We start from the raw sequence: 17,081 nt of genomic DNA, 5'->3' as shown, positions 1-17,081 counted from the left end.
CGAGTTTGACGACAGGACCTAGCCCGTAGCCCCTGGCTCTTGGCCCTGGCCCCTGGCCTCTGGCCGAGCGCCCGTCGCCCAGCCTGGCCGTCGAGGCCGTTGTTCCGGGGCGGGGCGGGCAAAAGGGTGGGGGCATGCCCTCCACGCCCCCTGCCGTCACCTCACCGGGACCTCCCACCGCCCGCGCGCCCGGCCGTCCGTGGGCCGCCGTGCTCGTGCTCGCCGCCGCGACCTTCTCCGTCGTCACCACCGAGATGCTGCCCGTCGGACTGCTCACCTCGCTCGCCGCCGACCTGCGCGTCACCACCGGCGGCGCGGGCCTCGCCCTGACCCTGCCCGGCCTGGTCGCGGCGGTCGGCGCGCTCCTGCTGCCGGTGGCCGTACGCGGCACCGACCGGCGCACGGTGCTGTGCGCGCTGCTGCTCCTGCTGGCCGCCGCCGACCTGCTCTCCGCGCTCGCCCCGGCCCTCCCCGTCCTGCTCGCCGCCCGCGTCCTGGTCGGGGTGTGCATCGGCGGCGTGTGGGCGGTGGCCGCCGGGCTCGCCGTACGACTGGTGCCCACGGCGTCCGTCGGGCGGGCCACCGCCCTGATCTTCAGCGGCATCGCGGTGGCGTCGGTGCTCGGCGTCCCGGTCGGCACCTTCCTGGGCTCGGTCAGCGGCTGGCGGTGGGCGTTCGCCGGGACGGCCGCCTGCGCGCTCGCCGTGGCGGGCTGCCTCGCCGTGGTCCTGCCGCCGCTGCCCGCCGAGCGCCCGGTGCTGCCGTCCGCGTTCGTCCGCCTCCTGCGCGCGCCCCGCCTCGGCCTCGGCCTGGTCACCGTGGCCCTCCTGGTCACCGGCCACTTCACCGCGTACACCTACGTCCGGCCGCTCCTGGAACGTGTCCCCGGCACCGGACCGGCCCTGGTCAGCACCCTCCTGCTGGCCTACGGCGTCGCGGGCATCGCCGGGAACTTCGCGGGCGGCACGCTCGCGGCCCGCGATCCGCGCCGTGCCCTGCTGGTGCTCTCCGCGGCGCTGGGCACGGCCGTCCTGCTGCTGGTCTTCGCGGCGGACTCGCTGCCCGCCTCGACCGCCCTGCTCGTCTCCTGGGGACTGGCCTACGGCGGTGTCTCGGTGTCCGCCCAGACCTGGCTGTCGACCACCGCCCCGCACTCCCGCGAGGCCGGGTCCGCCCTCTTCGCCGGCGTCTTCAACACGGCCATCGCCCTCGGCGCCTTCACCGGCGGCCGCCTCACCGACGGCCCCGGCCCCACCGCCGTGCTCTGTCTGGGCGCGGGACTGGCCCTGCTCGCCGCCGCGGTCGCCGCGTACGCGGACCGGACGGCCGACGGGAGGTGACGGGGACAGGACGGGGACGGACGGAAGGGGCGGCCACCGGATCGTGGCCGCCCCTTCCGTCCGCGCCGGCGTCGTGCCGCGCGTGTTACTTCGCGGAGAGCTCCGCCGCCACCAGCTCCGCGATCTGGACGGCGTTCAGCGCCGCGCCCTTGCGGAGGTTGTCGTTGGAGATGAACAGGGCGAGGCCGTGGTCGACGGTCTCGTCACGGCGGATGCGGCCGACGTACGACGGGTCCTTGCCGGCCGCCTGGAGCGGGGTCGGGATGTCGGTGAGGACGACACCCGGGGCGTCGGAGAGCAGCTCCGTGGCGCGCTCCGGGGACAGCGGGCGCGCGAAACGGGCGTTGACCTGGAGGGAGTGGCCGGAGAAGACCGGCACGCGCACGCAGGTGCCGGAGACCTTCAGCTCGGGGATCTCCAGGATCTTGCGGGACTCGTTGCGGAGCTTCTGCTCCTCGTCGGTCTCGTTCAGGCCGTCGTCGACGATGTTGCCGGCGAGGGGGAGCACGTTGAAGGCGATGGGCCGCTTGTAGACGGCGGGCTCCGGGAAGTCGACCGCCTCGCCGTCGTGCGTCAGCTTGTCCGCGTCGGCGACCACCTTCTGCGCCTGCCCGTGCAGCTCGGCCACGCCCGCGACGCCCGAGCCGGACACGGCCTGGTAGGTGGCGACGACCAGCGCCTCGAGACCCGCCTCGGCGTGCAGGACCTTCAGGACCGGCATCGCGGCCATCGTGGTGCAGTTCGGGTTGGCGATGATGCCCTTGGGCCGGTCGGCGACGGCGTGCGGGTTCACCTCGGAGACGACCAGCGGCACCTCGGGGTCCTTGCGCCAGGCCGAGGAGTTGTCGATCACGACGGCCCCCTGCGAGGCGACCTTCTCGGCCAGCGCCTTGGAGGTCGCGCCGCCCGCCGAGAAGAGCACGATGTCCAGGCCGGTGTAGTCGGCGCTCGCCGCGTCCTCCACCGTCACGCCGTCCAGCACCGACCCGGCCGACCGGGCCGAGGCGAACAGACGCAGCTCGGTGACCGGGAAGTTCCGCTCCGTGAGGATCTTGCGCATGACCGTGCCGACCTGACCGGTGGCTCCGACGATTCCGACCCTCACTGCGACTCCTTTGCGTGGCTTGCGGGTGCCCCTGGCGTGGCCGGGGCCTTTCCATCATGCGTCCGACCCCGGCCGTCGTGTCCAATCCTTTGCCCGAGGAGCGGACAGTCACTCCTGTCGGTCGCGGTTCTCGATCTCCCACTTCCCGCTGGTCCGCATCTGCAGGATTCCGCTCGGCAGCCGCTGGAGACCGGAAGCCGTACTGATCCGGCGTATCGGAAACAGGTGTTCGTCCAGCTCCCACAGGATCGGGATGCCGCTCAGCCCGCCGCCGGAGCTCGTGATCCGCATCTCGGTTTCCGGACCGGTGTGACGCACGACTCCATAGCCGTGCCCCTTCACCCGCTTGCCTATGTCGGGAGCCGCGGAGAGCGGAGTCGGTTCGATCCGCCACCGCGTGCCCTGGCGCAGGACGGTGCTGCCGCTGCCCTCCGCCGGGCCGGTCAGCACGGGCGCGTGCTCGATCGGCGCCAGGCGCAGGCTCCATGAGCACCGCCTCGTGGCCGAAGAGGCCGTCGTCGCCCGCGATGTCGTACTCCAGCAGCGGGGGCCGCGTGGGGGAGGGGTTGACCGGGTCCGGAAGATCGCGGAAAAACACTCCGAACCCTCCGAACGTTTCCCCTCCCGCCGGCGTCATAGGGGAAACGCGGCGAGGGGAGGGGTGGCTGTGCTGCGCATCAAGGCCCGCCGCGGCCAGGGGGCGGACCACGGAGGGGACGATCCGCTGGACGCGGCCCAGGAACGCCGGGTACGTGCGGTGCTCGCGCTCGGCGGGGTTCCCCAGGCGGACCTGCTGGACGGGGTGCAGCAGGTCCGCCTGCGGCTGCTGGAGCGGGCCGCGAAGGGCGAGGAGGCGCCGCGGGACGTGTCCGCGTGGGCGGCCGTCGTCGCCTCCAACCTGGCCATGGACTGGCACCGTGCGAAGCGCCGCCAGGATCGCCTCGGCGAGCGCCTGGCCTCGCTGCGGCAGGGGGAGCACCCCTCGGGCGAGGACACCAGCCTGCTCTCCGTCGCCGTCGCCCAGGGACTGGACGAACTGCCCGACGCCCAGCGTCAGATCCTCGTCCTGCGCTTCTACGCCGACCTGCCGGTGCGCGGGATAGCCGACCAGCTGGGCATCCCCGAGGGCACGGTCAAGAGCAGGCTGCACGCGGCGGTACGGGCCATGCGCGCCCGCCTGCACGAGGACGAGGTGGTGTGACGTGACCGCCGAACACGACGGACACGAGGGCCGAGAAGCACGCGGCGCCCGCGAGGAGCGCGCCGGACACGAGGGACGCGAAGGACGCGAAGGACGCGACGAACAGGGGGGTGATGACGGCATGGACGCGCTGCTCGCCGTGCTCGCGGACGAACCCCTGTCGGACGAGGCCCGCGCCGACGCCGCCTTCATGGCCGCGCACCGGTCGGCTCAGGCCGACGTGGCGGTACTGCGCGAACAGTTGGGGATCATCGGCGACGCGCTCGCCGAGCCCCCGAAGGCCGCGGCGGCCGAGCGGCCGGCTCCGGTGCGGGCGGCACGGCCCGGGCGCACCCGGCGCCCCCGCGTCCTGCGCCTCGCCGTCGGCGCCTTCGCCGTGGCCGCCGTCGCGACCGTGCTGTCCGGTATGGCCTGGCTGCTGACCCAGACGGGCACCGGCAGCGACTTGAAGAGCGGCGCGAGCGACAGCGGGGCCAAGGCCGGCGGCGCGTACGGGGCGGAGTCGGGGTTGCTGGACTGTGCCCGGCTCGTCGTCGAGGGCGACGTGACCGCCGTACAGCGCGTCCCCGGCACCGAACTGCGCAGCGTCACCGTGCGCGTGACCCGCTACTACAAGCCGGCCGAGGGCAAGGCCGAGATCACCGTCCGCACGGACGAGGCGATCGACCCCGCCCCGCGCGCGGGCACCCACGTCCTGATCGGCATCCTGAGCCACTCCTCCGCCGTGGCGGATCTGTGGGTGACCGACAGGACGGAGCTCGCCGCCCAACGGGCGGAGTTCCTCCAGGAGCTGACCACGCCGACACCGACCCCGACCGCCGCGGACACCTGCGGCTGACCCCGCACGCCAAGGGGCGGGCGCCCGTTAGGACGCCCGCCCCCATCAGCCGTACGTGCCGAGCCGAGGCCCGACGGTTACGGCGTGACCTTCTCGATCTTCACGCTGCCCACGCCCGCGGCCGTGCCGCGCGCGTTCACCAGCTGGACCTGCCCGAAGAACTCGCGTCCCGCGGGGGCCTCCGCGGCCGCCGTGACCTGACCGGTCACCGTGGCCGAGTCACCCGTGCCGAGCTTCACCGGCGCGGAGCCGTCGACGGAGACGGTGCCGAGCGCGGAGGAGAAGAACACGTCACGGTAGTTGTAGTCGGTGGAGCCCGACGGGACCGAGTAGCCGACGACCTCGATGGTGTACGTGCCGGCGGCCGGCGAGGCGATGGAGACCGCCTCCTCGGAGTCGCCGTCAGCGGACTGCGCGACCTGCTTGCCGTTCGCGTCGTACACCGTCAGGTCGAGGTCGGCCGCCGTGTCGGAGACGCCGCCGATGGCGACGTCGAGCGACTTGGCGCCCTCGGGCACCGCGACCGTGGTGGTCTGGGTCTCGCCCTGCTTGATGGCGGGCCTGGCCGTCTTGGAGGAGCCGAGCGGACCGCCGACCAGCTTGCCGTCGAGGGCGGCGAAGCCGTTGGTCACCTTCCAGGAGGCGGTGGCCGGGGTGCCGACCTTGGCCTCGGGCACGGTCACGGTCTCCGGGTCGAAGGCCGCGCCGAGCAGGGTGACGTCCAGCTTGTACGGGTTGTCGAGCAGCGGCGAGGTACGGCGCGACTCGACCTCGATCTCCCAGACACCGGCCTGCGGGTCGGCGTACGCGCGCACGTCGGGCTTGCAGCCGTTGCCGTCGAGGTAGTTGTTGTAGCAGAACGGCGTCGAGGTGTTGTCGACCGGAGTGCCGTACGGGTGGATCGCGATGAACCGGGTCTGGCTCTTGTCCGCGAGCCCGCTCATGGCGACCTCGAGGGACTTGGCGCCGGCCGGCACGTTCACGAAGTACGAGGTCGTGCTGTTGCGCTGCACCGAACCCGAGGCCGAGTACGTGTAGTTGACCGGGGCCGAGACCACGACCGTGGTGAGGATCTGCTTGTCGATCCCCTCCGTCCTCGGGTCGTCGACCTCCAGGATCGCGCTCTTGAGGCCCGCGGACCGCGGGGCGGCCTGGACCTTGACGGTCACCGGCTGGTTCAGCGGCAGCCGCACCATGTCGTCGCCGACGATCCGGAAGGTGTCACCGGCGTTGTTCTCGAAGTTCAGCTCGTGCCACAGCGCCCGGTCCGGGCCGGAGGTACGGGTGATGGTGACGTCGTACGTCTTCTTCTGCCCGGCCTTCAGCCCGCCCTCGCGGTCGTACAGGCCCGTGCCGAAGCCCGGCGTCTTCAGGGCGAAGTCGATCGCGGTGTCGACCGGCGCCTTGACCGTGTAGTCGTGCGCGGTCGCGTCGTCCTTGATGGACTTCCACGCGTCGACGATGTTGATCCGGCCCGCACCCTCCTCGTACGCCTGCGCACCCTTGATGTGGTCCGCGGTCGAGGTCAGGGCCGTGCGCAGCTCGGCGGGGGTGAGCTCGATCCCCTTCTGCTTGGCGGCGCTCAGCAGCAGCGCGCTCGCGCCCGTGGCCTGCGGGGACGCCATCGAGGTGCCCTGCAGCATCGAGTAGCCGGCCGGCAGCTTGTAGCCCGCCTCGGCGACCGGGGAGCCCGGCAGCCAGGTCTGGGTGGTGTTGATGGACGCGCCGGGGGCGACGAGGGTCGGCGTGAAGCCGCCGTCCTCGCGCGGGCCGCGGGAGGAGAAGGGCAGCAGCGCGTACTTCTTCTCCACCAGGGAGCCGTAGTTGGAGGCCCAGGTCTGCTTGGAGATGCCCGCGCCGACCGAGATGACCTTGTCGGCCAGGCCCGGGTCGCCGATGGTGTTCGCGCCGGGGCCGGAGTTGCCCGCGGAGATCACCAGCTGGACGCCGTAGGTGTCGATGAGGCGCGTGTACATCTCGGCGCGCGCGTTGTTGCCGTCGTTGAGCGCCGGCAGGCCGCCGATCGACATGTTGACGATGTCGACGCCACGGTTGGCGACGAGGTCGATCATGCCCTCGGTGAGCGCGACGTTGGTGCAGCCGCCGGTCCAGGTGCAGGCCCGGGAGGAGACGATCTTCGCGCCGGGGGCGGCGCCGTTCATCTTCCCGCCGAACAGGCCGCTGGCCGAGGTGATGCCGGCGACGTGCGTGCCGTGCTCGGACTCGATGACACCGATGTTGACGAAGTCGGCCTTCTTGCCGACCCAGGACCCGCCGAACGGGTCCATCGGGACGTCCTTGCGGATCTGCACGACGAACGGCTGCCGCTCGACCACGTCGGTGGCCGGGTTGTCGGTGCCGAAGTAGCCGATCTGGTAGCCGTCCTTGTACGGCTTCATCGGCGTGTCGTCGCTGAAGTCGTTGTTGTTGTTCAGGTCGACGGTGACCGTGCCGGCCGCCGCGTCGTACAGGACGCCCCAGGAGTCGGTGGTGTCACCGTCGCGGTTGGCGTCGCCGGCCGCGTCGCCGCCGGCCGTGTACGACTCCTTGAACGTGCTGATCTGGTACGACCCCGCGGGCGCCGTCCAGGTCTTGCCGCCGTACGTGAAGCTCGGCCCTGACACGGACGTCACCATCGGGCGCCAGGTCTGGTCGCTGTCGACGATCGGGTCGGTCGCGGTGACCCAGTCGACGATCTTCCGCTCGCCGGTGGTGGTCTTCTGCAGGGCCGGGTGGCCGAGGTCGACGCCCGAGTCCAGGATGCCGATGGTGATGCCCCGGCCGTCCGCCTTCGGGTGGTCCTGCACGAAGTCGACGGCGCCCGTCTCGAAGGACGGGTTGTACGGGTTCTCGGCCGGGGTGTTCTTGTTCGGCGCCGGGTAGGTCGTGCTCGTGGCAGTCGACTGGGCACCCTTGGCGGTGTCCGCGCTCGGCGCCGGGTCGTCGAGCTGGATCTCCTGGCGCAGGTCGATCGCGTGCACCGAGGACAGCTTCGCGGCGGCGGCGATCGCGGCGTCCGCCCGGCCGGTGGGGACGGTGGCCCGGACATAGCCGAGCTTGTCGTACGTACGGCCCACCGAGCCGCCCTTGACCGCGTCCAGCTCGTCGGCGACCTGCTCGGTCCGCCCCGGGGCGGTCGCGATCATCATCGTGACGTTCTTGGCGCCCGCGGCCTTGGCGTCGGCCAGCAGCTCGGCATCGTCCGAACCGAGCTTGTCCTGGGCTGACTTGACGCCGGGGTCGGCGGTGGTGGGCTGCTGCCCGGCGGTCGCGGAGAAGGCCATCGGTATCGGCCCGGTCGCGGAGAGCGCGGCCACCACACCGACGGCCACGGCTATGCGGGCCAGGCGTCTGGCGCCCGGTGCGGGGTCACGCTGGGGGGTCTGGGTCATCTGCATCCCTTGTAGGTAAAGGAACGAGCGTCGAGAGAACGGCCCGGTCGGGCCGGGTCGTGATCGTCCGGGATGCCGCTCCGGACGAGCGCTCAGCTTTACCCAAGGGACAGGTGTTTGGGAGTCGTTGACCGAATCGAGATGGAGCTATGGGGAAAACCCGCGATGCGATTCGGGGTATTGGCCGTGAATAGTGGGATTCGCTCAGGATTCCTTGGAGCGGGCGTAGTGGCGGGACGCCTTCGCGCGGTTGCCGCAGGCGGCCATGGAGCACCAGCGGCGGGTGCCGTTCCGCGAGGTGTCGAAGAAGTGCAGGATGCACGACTCGTGCGCACAGGCGCGGATCCGGTCCGGCGCGGTGGCCAGCAGCTCCAGGTAGTTCCGGGCGGCGAGCCAGGCGGGACCCCAGGCGGGGTCGCTGAACTCGGGGTGCTCACCCGGTCCCCCGGCGGTGAGCGTGGGGCGGATCCGGCCGTGCGCGAGGACGTCGTCGACCAGCGGCGCCCCCTGTTCCAGTGACCCGTCCACGACGGCCCGCAGCGCGTCCCGCGCCGTGCGCAGGTGTTCCAGCACCTCCGGGGCCGGGTCGTAGGTGCCGTCCAGTCCGTTGCTCGTGAGCCACACCGCCAGACCGTCGGTGTCGGTGAGCAGGTCCTCGGTGACGCCCTCGTGGTTCCACCGCGTGTTGAGCAGGTCGAGCGCGAGCGGTTCACCGGTGAGGGGGCGGGGATCGGGGGCGGCTGCCATGGGGACTCCTTCTCTGCTAACCGGTCAAGAGTACGTGACCGGTTGACGTTGTCGATTCTAACCTCTAATCTCATCTCCAGAGGTTAGATCAAAAGGATCGCCGGGGAACGGCTGAAGGGGACACCCATGACCTTGCGCACCGGCCACATCGGCCTGAACGTCACCGACCTCGACCGCTCGCTCGGCTTCTACCGGGACGTCCTCGGCTTCGCCCTGCTCGCCGAGGGCAAGGAGGACGACCGCCGGTACGCGTACCTGGGCGACGACGACGGCCCCGTCCTCACCCTCTGGCAGCAGGCGCGGGGGTCGTACGACAGCGGCCGCGCCGGCCTGCACCACCTCGCCTTCAGGGCGGACTCGATCGACCAGGTCACCCGGTACGAGTCCGCGCTGCGGGCGGCCGGAGTGGACTTCGCCCACGAGGGCGTGGTGGCCCACAGCGAGGGCGCGGCCTCGGGCGGGATCTTCTTCCACGACCCGGACGGCACCCGCCTGGAGGTCTTCGTCCCGGACGGCGCCGAGGGCGCCCCAGCCCCGCACGCGTCCGTGCCGACCTGCGGCTTCTTCTAGCCATGAACACGCATCCCGGCATGGACGCGGTGGACGTGTTCCACCGGGGCTCCCGGGCGGTGCAGGACCGCGTCGGCGTGCGCGACACGGCCGACCACGTGGGGCGCGCCATCGGCCAGGGCATCAAGCCGGTGGCCGCCGCCTTCCTGGAGCTCCAGCCGCTGCTGATCGCGGGCGCGGCGGACCCGGCGACGGGCCGGGTCTGGGCCTCGCCGCTGTCCGGCGCCCCCGGCTTCGTCCGGGCCACGGGCCCGCACCGGGTCTCCGTCGCGGGAGGGCCACCCCCGACCGACCCGCTCGCGACGGCCCTCACCGCACCGGGCACCCCCGTCGGCACCCTCGCGCTCGACCCGCGCACCCGCCGCCGCATGCGCCTGAACGGCCGGCTCCGGCCCACGGGCCGGGGGTTCGCGATCGAGGCGGACCGGGTGTTCGCCAACTGCCCCAAGTACCTGCAGAAGAGGGAGACGTACGACCTCACCGACCGAACCCCCGGCCCGGCCCTGCGGTCGGCGGAACTGACCCCGGCCCAGGCCGAGTTCGTGGCGGCCGCCGACACCTTCTTCGTCGCCACCGTGCACACCGGCGGCGCGGACGTCAGCCACCGCGGCGGCAACCCCGGCTTCGTCAGGGCCGATACACCCCGCGAGCTGAGCTGGCGCGACTACCCGGGCAACTCCATGTTCCTCACCCTCGGCAACCTGGAGACCGACCCGCGCGCCGGACTGCTCTTCCTGGACTGGACGACGGGCACGGCCCTCCAGCTGACCGGCGAGGCCCGCACGGAGTTCGCCGGCGACGGCGAGCGGACGGTCCGCTTCACCCTCACCGAGGCCGTGCACACCCCGGCGGCGGTACCGCTGCGCTGGTCCGCGCCGGAATACTCGCCTGCCAATCCGGCCCGGCCGCGTTAACGTCACCGCGTGCGCGAGAAGTTGAGGGTGGCGGCCTACGCCGTGTGCGTCCGCGACGGACAGATCCTGCTCGCCCGTTCCCCGGCCCCCGACGGCACCCCTGAGTGGGTGCTGCCCGGCGGCGGCATGGAACACGGCGAGGACCCCTACGACACCGTCCGACGGGAGGTCACCGAGGAGACCGGCTACCGCATCGCGGTCACCGGTCTCCTCGGCATGGACTCCTCCCGCCACGTCCTGGGCCGCCGGCGCCTGCGCCCGCCCACCGACCACCAGGGCCTGCGGATCATCTACGAGGGCGAGATCGCCGGCGGTGAACTCCGCAACGAGGTGGGTGGTTCCACCGACCTGGCGGCCTGGCACGACCTGACCGCCGTACCCGGACTGACCCGGATCCGGCTGGTCGACATCGCCCTGCGGCTGTGGCGCGAACGGCCGACCGACGGAAGGCTGCGCACCGGGCCCGAGGCCCGTCCCCTACCCCCGCAGATGAACACGGAGTGACCGCGCCCCGGCCGCCCGCAATCCACTCCATGACCACCCCCGGTACCTCGTGATCCACGTACGGTGATCGGCGCTGCCCGTTGCCGTCGCGTTCACGCGCAGGTCATCCCTGGTGCCAACGATCCAAAGTGAGCGGGATGTTCGCGACAGCGACCGCCCCGCGACCACTGCCGACGCGTTCGCACTCGGGGAGACCGCGCCATGTCGCGCATACGCTCTGTCGCCACCTCCGCTCTGGGGGTCAACCGCCGTACCGTCCTCGCCGCCGCCACAGCGGTGTCCGTCTCCGCGGGCGTCGGTTACGCCCTGCGGCCCAGCGAGAGCCAGGCCGCCACCACGTCCGAGGCCCACGCCGCCGCCTCCGAGGCCCCCGTCGCCTCCTCCCGCAAGGCCTGGGCCGCCCCGCTCGCCCCGTACACCAGAGGCACCACCGTCGCCTCGGTCGCCGCCCCGCGCACCGCCTCCGGCTTCCGCCGCCTCGGCGACGGCCCCGGCTGGAAGCGCGTGGTGCGCAGCGAGCTGGCCGCCCCCAAGACCGGCCGCGCGGCCCGCCGTGCCACCCTCGCCGCGTTCGTGCAGTTCACCGACCTGCACCTGATGGACACCCAGCACCCGCTGCGCCTGGAGTTCCTGCGCTCCACCGACCAGCACGCCTGGCGGCCGCACGAGGCGCTGACCGTGCAGGGCGCCATCTCGCTCGTCGAGCGGGTCAACGCGCTGCGGGGCGCCCCCGTCACCGGCTCCCCGCTGCACTTCGTGATGACCACCGGCGACAACACCGACAACAACGCCCACTCCGAGCTGGAGTGGTTCATGAAGGTCATGAGCGGGGGCCGCATCACCCCCAACTCCGGTGACCCGCGGCACTACGAGGGCGTGCAGAACAGCGGCCTCAAGCTGTACTGGCAGCCCGACTCCACCCTGCGCGACGGCGACAAGGTGCTCGGCTTCCCGCACGTGCAGGGCTTCATGGCCGCCGCCGTCCGCGAGGCCCGCAGCCCCGGCCTCACGCTGCCCTGGTACTCGACGGTCGGCAACCACGACGCCCTGCCCCTCGGCTGCTACGGCTCCCACGCCGACCCCTACCTCGCGCAGGCGGCCATCGGCGGCAAGAAGCTGATGAGCGTGTCCGCGGCCGACGCCAAGAAGCTGCAGGACGCCATCAAGAACGCCACGGACCCCAAGGGCGTGCAGTACCGGGACTTCCTCAAGGCCCACGCCCGGTCCATGCGCTCGGTCACCCCGGACGAGAAGCGGGCGCCGTACACCGCCGCCGACTACCTCAAGGCCCACCTGGACCCGGCCTACCAGGGTCACGGCCCGGTCGGCCACGGCTACTCCTCCGCGAACCTCGACGCGGGCACCCAGTACTACGCCTTCCGCATCTCCGACGACGTCATCGGCATCAGCCTCGACACCACCGACGCGGGCGGCCACTACGAGGGCTCCATCGGCACCGCCCAGCTCAAGTGGCTCGACAGGACGCTGAAGGACAACAAGGACTCGTACGTCGTCGTCTTCAGCCACCACACCAGCAAGACGATGACCAACACCCGCCCCGACCCGGCCCACCCCGGCGAGCGCCGCCACAACGGTGCCGAGGTCGTCTCCCTCCTCGCGAGCCACACCAACGTGCTGGCCTGGGTGAACGGGCACATCCACAAGAACGTGATCACCCCGCACGCCGCGTCCGGGGGCCGCTCCTTCTGGGAGATCTCCACCGCCTCGCACGTCGACTACCCCCAGCTGGCCCGCGTGATCGAGCTGGTGGACAACAAGGACGGCACGCTCTCGGTCTTCACGACCCTCATCGAGTCCGCCGCACCCCACCGCACGGACTTCTCCGACCTCTCCCAGACCGGCCTGGCGGCCCTCTACCGCGAGCTGTCCTTCAACGCCCCCGGCGCCAACAAGGGCCTCGCGGGCGACGCGAACGACCGCAACACGGAGCTGGTCCTGAAGAAGGGCTGAGAGTCGCTCAACCGGCCCACAGCGGGGCAACCTTCGCACCCCCGCACCCGGTCACTTCCCCCGACCGAACCGAACGGCACAGTCTGGGGGAAGACATGCGTGCACGTACGACCCTGGTGGGCGCCACCGCCCTGCTCCTGGCGGCGGCCATGGCGGGCCCGGCCTTCGCGGCCGGCACCGCCACCGGCGCCCGCTCCACCGACACCCACGCCGCCGCCCGCCGCGCGATTCAGGCGGCGGTCCGGGCCGGCGTCCCCGGGGTGACCGCCACCGCCGAGGACGCCCACGGCACCTGGTCCGCGACGGCCGGCGTGGGCGACACCGGCACGGACAAGCCGCGTTCGACGGCCGACCGCTACCGCGTCGGCAGCATCACCAAGACCTTCGTCTCCACCGTCCTGCTCCAACTGGAGGCGGAGGGCCGGCTGTCCCTCGACGACACGGTGGACCGGTGGCTGCCCGGTGTGGTGCGCGGCAACGGCCACGACGGCCGGACCGTCACGGTCCGCCGGCTCCTCAACCACACCAGCGGCATCTTCAACTACACGGCCGACGAGGACTTCGGCCGCACGTACTTCCTGAAGGACGGCTTCCTCCGGCACCGCTACGACACGGTCACCCCGCTCGACCTGGTGGCGATCGCCATGAAGCACGAGCCGGACTTCGCGCCGGGCACGTCCTGGAACTACTCCAACACCAACTACGTCCTGGCCGGCATGGTGATCGAGAAGGTGACCGGCCACTCGTACGCCAACGAGATCACCCGCCGCATCCTCCGGCCGCTGCACCTCACGGCCACCTCCCTGCCCGGCACCCGGGTCACCGTCCCGCGGCCCAGCAGCCGCGCCTACTCCAAACTCGCCCTGACGGCGACGGGCCCGACGTACGACGTCACGACCCTCAACCCCTCCATCGCCTCCTCGGCCGGCGAGATGATCTCGGACTCCGCGGACCTGGACCGCTTCTACAGCGCCCTGCTCGGCGGAAAGCTGCTCCCGCCGCGGCAGCTGAAGGAGATGAAGACCACGGTGAAGTCACAGATCCCGAACGCCGGCTACGGCCTCGGCCTCATCGACACCACCCTGAACTGCGGGGTCCACGTCTGGGGCCACGACGGCGGCATCCACGGCTCCGCCTCCACGGCGGTGACGACAGCGGACGGCAGCCACTCCCTCGCCCTCAACTTCAACGGCGACTGGGTGGGCGACACGGCGGCGGTGACGGAGGCGGAGTTCTGCGGCAAGTGATCGGCGGCGAGTGATCTGCGGGGCGCGGTCGTGTGACGTACGTCGCGTCATTGATGCGACTTCGACATGAGACGCGCCGTTCATCTGTACGAAATGTCCGTACCGCCTCATATCGGCTAACCCACTGTTCAGGGGGATGGCTCGATTTTGTGCAAGGCGGGTGGTCGTGTGCGCGCGAGGCACGGACTGCGTGTGCTCTCGGTCTACGAGGGCTTCTTCTCCGGCGGAGCCCGGATCGTTCACAGTGACGCGGTGCTGGGGCTCGCCGAGGGCGGCCAGCAGCGTCACCGGGTGCTGAGCATCCACGGTGAGGTGCACCGGGAGGCCACCCGGCAGCGGATGGAGGACGACGCCTGTTACCGCTCGCTCACGGCGGGTGGCGTCGAGGTCACCTCGCTGGGCCGCACCGCCGGGCTGGTGGACGGCTCCGTGGCAGCGTCTGTTTTCAGCGGGCCCGAGCTGGCCGAAACCGCTCGGGCCATGGCCGGGGCCGACGTGATCCTCTCCCTCAAGGAACAGCCGCTCGCGCTGCTGAACCAGGCCGGGCTCCCGCGCCGGCCGGTCGTGGTCTGCCTGCACCGCTCCGACCCCGAGAACCAGGGCCCCGCCCTGGACGAGCTGAAGGCCGCCATCGCCGACGGCACGGTCGTCGCCTGCGTGTGCTGCGCCGAGTCGACCCGGGACGCGTACCGGGCCGCCGGCATCCCCGGCGAGCTGCTCCACGTCATCCCCAACGGTGTGGACCTGCTGCGCTTCCGTCCGGACCCGGCGGTGCGGGCCGCGTTCCGGGCCTCGCTCGGGATTCCGGCGACGGCGCCCTTGGTGGTCTTCGCCGCCCGCTACGCCGCCATGAAGAACGTCTCCCTCTTCCTGCGCGCCGCCCGCGCCTGGCTGGCCCGCGAGGGCGGCGGGCACGTGGTGATGTGCGGGGCCGGGATGACGGACGACAACCCCGCGCTCTGGGCGGACATCGCGGTCGCGTTCGGGGCCGACGAGGAGGCGCTGCGCGGGCGCGTGCACCTGCTCGGCGTACGGCGGGACATGGAGGCGGTGTACGCCGGTTCCGACGTCGTCGCCCTCACCTCGATCTCCGGCGAGGCGGCCCCGCTGTGCCTCATCGAGGGCATGATGTGCGGAGCCGTCCCGGTGACCACCGACGTCGGCGACAGCGCGGCCATCGTCGCCGGACACGGCTTCATCACCCCGCCGGACCCGGGCGCCATCGCCCTCGCCTGGTCGAGCGCGGTCGCCGGCCGCGCCGACTTCGCGCCGGTGCTGGCCCGCAGCCGTGAGCGGTTCAGCCGTACGCGCATGATCGCGGCCTACGCCGCACTCCTCGACCGCGTCCACGCCTCGCACGTCGGCGAGGTACGGGACGACCTCCTGCAGCCCCTGGCCGGCCAGGAGACGAGCGGCGCCGCTCCGCTCCTCGGGGTGGCCGAGGGCGACACCGGCCGCTAGCGGCCGGCGGAACCGGCCGGAAGATCGTCGCGAAGGATGCTGTAGCAGACCCCGTCCCGCCACTGCCCGTCGCGGAAGACGATGCTGCGCCGTATCCCCTCGCGGGTGAAGCCGGCCTTCTCCAGGGCGCGCTGCTCGGCGATGTTCTCCGCCTCCGTGTCGGCCTCGATCCGGACGACCGGGGTGTGCGCGAACAGGTACTCGACGAGCAGCCGTTGGGCCCGCGTGCCGATGCCGCGTCCCTGGGCGTGGGGCAGCAGCTGGATGCCCATGTTCCAGCAGGAGGAGCCCGGGCGGACGACGATCCTCCGCCACGCCACGAACCCGAGCCGCTCGTCCCCGCTCGCCACCATCAACTGCCCGCCGTCATCGGTCAGCAGCCCGTTCTCCGCCCACCGCCGCCGCCAGCGCCGGGGATCCGACCACCCGTACCACTGGAACGGCCCCGCGCTCTCGGGCTCCACCAAGAACCGCTCCAGCAGAGCCAGATCACCCTCACCGACGGGCTGAAGCCGCACACTCTCGAGTCCCATCCAGTCACACTAACGAGGTCCCGGGGCCTCCCCACGCACGTGCGAGGAGGGGCCCCCGGGTGTGCGGCCCGGCGGCCCCTCCTCTCCCCTCCTGCTGTGCTGCCCCGTCGTTCGCTACCGAGGCAGCACCACGACATAGGCGGCGGGCTCACGGTCGCCCGACGCCATCAGTGCCGTACGGACGATCGCCGCCTGCTGCTCCATCGACTCCCTGAGCTTTCGGGGGGTGATGTGGACGACCGTGATGCCCAGGCGCTCCAGGTGCTCGCGCTTGCGGGCGTATTCCGACCAGAGCGCGTCCTCGTCCTGGCGCGGGGCGCGGGTGTCGAGTTCCACCGCCACCGCCTGGTCCGGCCAGTAGGCGTCGAGGCCGCCGAGGTGCGGGCCGCCGGGCAGGCGCAGGTCCACGTTCCAGACCGGGTCCGGCAGTCCGTACTCCCGCACCATCCGGTACAGCCGGTCCTCCGCGATCGCCCGGCCCTCCGCCAGCAGCGAGTCCACCGCGTCCACCACGTGCGGGCGGCTCAGCAGCTTGGCCTGGTTCAACTCCCGTACGACCGCGGCCGGTTCGCAGTGCCCGGCGCGAACCGCCTCGGTCAGCAGCCGCCGTACCGCGCCCGCGTCGGCCAGTTCCGCCACCGCGTCCGCCAGGGCGCGGGGCACCGGCGCCACCGGGAGGCCGGAGATCTGCCGCGGGTTGGGCAGGGACGGGGTGCGCAGGATGCGGACGTAGCCCGTCGTGCGCAGCCGGCGCAGCCGCGGGACCAGGACGTCGATCCGCTCCAGGGAGGCGAGCGGGGGAGCGGACGAGAAGCCGTGCAGGGCCAGGGCCGCCATGCCCGTGATCACCGCCTCGGCGTAGACCGGGCGGTGCGGTTCGTCGGGGCGCGGCTGGGACGGGACCCCGGGCGCCGACTCGCGCGCCGCGTACAACAGGGCGGCGTGCAGGCGCTCCTCGTCGGTCGGCGGGCCGGTGTGGAGCAGCACGACGTGGGGGAGGAGCTGCTGCCAGGGGCCGCCGGGGCGGCACTGCTCGGTCAGTTCGGCGGCCGCGATGCCGTGGGAGCGGAGCTGGGCGGCGGACATCACCCGGCGGTGCACCTCGGTGACGTGACGGAGGGGGCGGGGGGAGAGCGGGGTGTTGTGGTTCATGGCCTGGGGATTCCCGCGCCGGATCCCTCCTTTAACCGCTGTTACACGCTCGTCGAAAAATGCGGACAAGCCGGTGCTAAAGGACGGGTGTTCGGATGCCGAGTAG

At 72.2% G+C, this 17,081-nt stretch carries 15 protein-coding genes; 9 read left to right on the top strand and 6 right to left on the bottom strand.

From position 1 onward, the window contains the following. Positions 1–134 precede the first annotated feature (134 nt). Positions 135–1,340, top strand: a complete 1,206-nt coding sequence (locus tag IPZ69_RS37235) for an MFS transporter (protein ID WP_235459136.1) — start codon at positions 135–137, stop codon at positions 1,338–1,340. Between the two features lie 85 nt (positions 1,341–1,425). Here the strand turns inward: IPZ69_RS37235 and IPZ69_RS37230 are convergent, their stop codons facing one another. Then, a complete protein-coding gene (locus IPZ69_RS37230) occupies positions 1,426–2,445 on the bottom strand; it encodes an aspartate-semialdehyde dehydrogenase (RefSeq protein WP_235459135.1) in 1,020 nt (339 codons plus the stop codon). Positions 2,446–2,553: 108 nt separating this feature from the next. Next, positions 2,554–2,895 (bottom strand): hypothetical protein, encoded by a 342-nt coding sequence (locus IPZ69_RS37225; protein WP_235459134.1) that lies wholly within the window; start codon positions 2,893–2,895, stop codon positions 2,554–2,556. 211 nt (positions 2,896–3,106) lie between these two features. Between IPZ69_RS37225 and IPZ69_RS37220 the strand changes: the two genes are divergently transcribed. Further along, positions 3,107–3,646, top strand: coding sequence for an RNA polymerase sigma factor (locus tag IPZ69_RS37220; RefSeq protein WP_235459133.1), 540 nt, complete (start codon positions 3,107–3,109; stop codon positions 3,644–3,646). A gap of 1 nt (position 3,647) precedes the next feature. Continuing rightward, positions 3,648–4,484, top strand: a complete 837-nt coding sequence (locus IPZ69_RS37215; RefSeq protein WP_235459132.1) for a hypothetical protein — start codon at positions 3,648–3,650, stop codon at positions 4,482–4,484. Positions 4,485–4,561: 77 nt separating this feature from the next. On the opposite strand, the gene IPZ69_RS37210 is transcribed toward IPZ69_RS37215, so the two are convergent. Continuing rightward, positions 4,562–7,876, bottom strand: a complete 3,315-nt coding sequence (locus tag IPZ69_RS37210; protein WP_235459131.1) for a S8 family serine peptidase — start codon at positions 7,874–7,876, stop codon at positions 4,562–4,564. A gap of 204 nt (positions 7,877–8,080) precedes the next feature. Then, on the bottom strand, positions 8,081–8,623 hold the full coding sequence (locus IPZ69_RS37205) for a CGNR zinc finger domain-containing protein (RefSeq protein WP_235459130.1): 543 nt from the start codon (positions 8,621–8,623) through the stop codon (positions 8,081–8,083). A 126-nt stretch (positions 8,624–8,749) separates the two neighbouring features. On the opposite strand from IPZ69_RS37205, the gene IPZ69_RS37200 reads away from it, so the two are divergent. The 6 genes from IPZ69_RS37200 to IPZ69_RS37175 all read left to right on the top strand — a co-directional run bounded on the left by IPZ69_RS37200 (position 8,750) and on the right by IPZ69_RS37175 (position 15,290). Continuing rightward, positions 8,750–9,193: a VOC family protein gene (locus IPZ69_RS37200; RefSeq protein WP_235459129.1), complete on the top strand. Its 444-nt coding sequence runs from the start codon at positions 8,750–8,752 to the stop codon at positions 9,191–9,193. Between the two features lie 2 nt (positions 9,194–9,195). Continuing rightward, positions 9,196–10,107, top strand: a complete 912-nt coding sequence (locus tag IPZ69_RS37195) for a pyridoxamine 5'-phosphate oxidase family protein (protein ID WP_374295161.1) — start codon at positions 9,196–9,198, stop codon at positions 10,105–10,107. 9 nt (positions 10,108–10,116) lie between these two features. After that, complete coding sequence (locus IPZ69_RS37190) at positions 10,117–10,611, top strand: NUDIX hydrolase (RefSeq protein ID WP_235459128.1); 495 nt, start codon at positions 10,117–10,119, stop codon at positions 10,609–10,611. Between the two features lie 201 nt (positions 10,612–10,812). Next, the gene (locus IPZ69_RS37185; protein ID WP_235459127.1) at positions 10,813–12,582 is read left to right on the top strand and encodes a TIGR03767 family metallophosphoesterase; all 1,770 of its coding nucleotides are present in this window, start codon (positions 10,813–10,815) and stop codon (positions 12,580–12,582) included. Positions 12,583–12,677: 95 nt separating this feature from the next. Continuing rightward, positions 12,678–13,829 carry a serine hydrolase domain-containing protein gene (locus IPZ69_RS37180; RefSeq protein ID WP_235459126.1) on the top strand — a complete coding sequence of 384 codons (1,152 nt, stop codon included), beginning with the start codon at positions 12,678–12,680 and terminating at the stop codon, positions 13,827–13,829. A gap of 192 nt (positions 13,830–14,021) precedes the next feature. Next, positions 14,022–15,290 carry a glycosyltransferase gene (locus IPZ69_RS37175; protein ID WP_235459137.1) on the top strand — a complete coding sequence of 423 codons (1,269 nt, stop codon included), beginning with the start codon at positions 14,022–14,024 and terminating at the stop codon, positions 15,288–15,290. On the opposite strand, the gene IPZ69_RS37170 is transcribed toward IPZ69_RS37175, so the two are convergent. Both IPZ69_RS37170 and IPZ69_RS37165 read right to left on the bottom strand, forming a co-directional pair. Beyond that, complete coding sequence (locus IPZ69_RS37170; protein WP_235459125.1) at positions 15,287–15,823, bottom strand: GNAT family N-acetyltransferase; 537 nt, start codon at positions 15,821–15,823, stop codon at positions 15,287–15,289. The genes IPZ69_RS37175 and IPZ69_RS37170 overlap by 4 nt on opposite strands. Before the next feature lie 114 nt (positions 15,824–15,937). Next, entirely contained in the window at positions 15,938–16,975 is a 1,038-nt protein-coding gene (locus tag IPZ69_RS37165) for a hypothetical protein (RefSeq protein ID WP_235459124.1), read from the bottom strand. Between the last annotated feature and the right edge of the window lie 106 nt (positions 16,976–17,081).

The organism is Streptomyces olivochromogenes (assembly GCF_021538895.1).
Lineage (GTDB): Bacteria > Actinomycetota > Actinomycetes > Streptomycetales > Streptomycetaceae > Streptomyces > Streptomyces olivochromogenes_A.
This window is presented reverse-complemented; position numbering and strand designations above follow the sequence as displayed.

What these genes read in the sequence shown, in the direction of transcription:
- IPZ69_RS37180 (WP_235459126.1), top strand. Translation starts at nt 12,678, where the DNA reads ATGCGTGCACGTACGACCCTGGTGGGCGCCACCGCCCTGCTCCTGGCG.
- IPZ69_RS37170 (WP_235459125.1), bottom strand. Translation starts at nt 15,823, where the DNA reads ATGGGACTCGAGAGTGTGCGGCTTCAGCCCGTCGGTGAGGGTGATCTG.
- IPZ69_RS37235 (WP_235459136.1), top strand. Translation starts at nt 135, where the DNA reads ATGCCCTCCACGCCCCCTGCCGTCACCTCACCGGGACCTCCCACCGCC.
- IPZ69_RS37210 (WP_235459131.1), bottom strand. Translation starts at nt 7,876, where the DNA reads ATGACCCAGACCCCCCAGCGTGACCCCGCACCGGGCGCCAGACGCCTG.
- IPZ69_RS37195 (WP_374295161.1), top strand. Translation starts at nt 9,196, where the DNA reads ATGAACACGCATCCCGGCATGGACGCGGTGGACGTGTTCCACCGGGGC.
- IPZ69_RS37200 (WP_235459129.1), top strand. Translation starts at nt 8,750, where the DNA reads ATGACCTTGCGCACCGGCCACATCGGCCTGAACGTCACCGACCTCGAC.
- IPZ69_RS37185 (WP_235459127.1), top strand. Translation starts at nt 10,813, where the DNA reads ATGTCGCGCATACGCTCTGTCGCCACCTCCGCTCTGGGGGTCAACCGC.
- IPZ69_RS37205 (WP_235459130.1), bottom strand. Translation starts at nt 8,623, where the DNA reads ATGGCAGCCGCCCCCGATCCCCGCCCCCTCACCGGTGAACCGCTCGCG.
- IPZ69_RS37165 (WP_235459124.1), bottom strand. Translation starts at nt 16,975, where the DNA reads ATGAACCACAACACCCCGCTCTCCCCCCGCCCCCTCCGTCACGTCACC.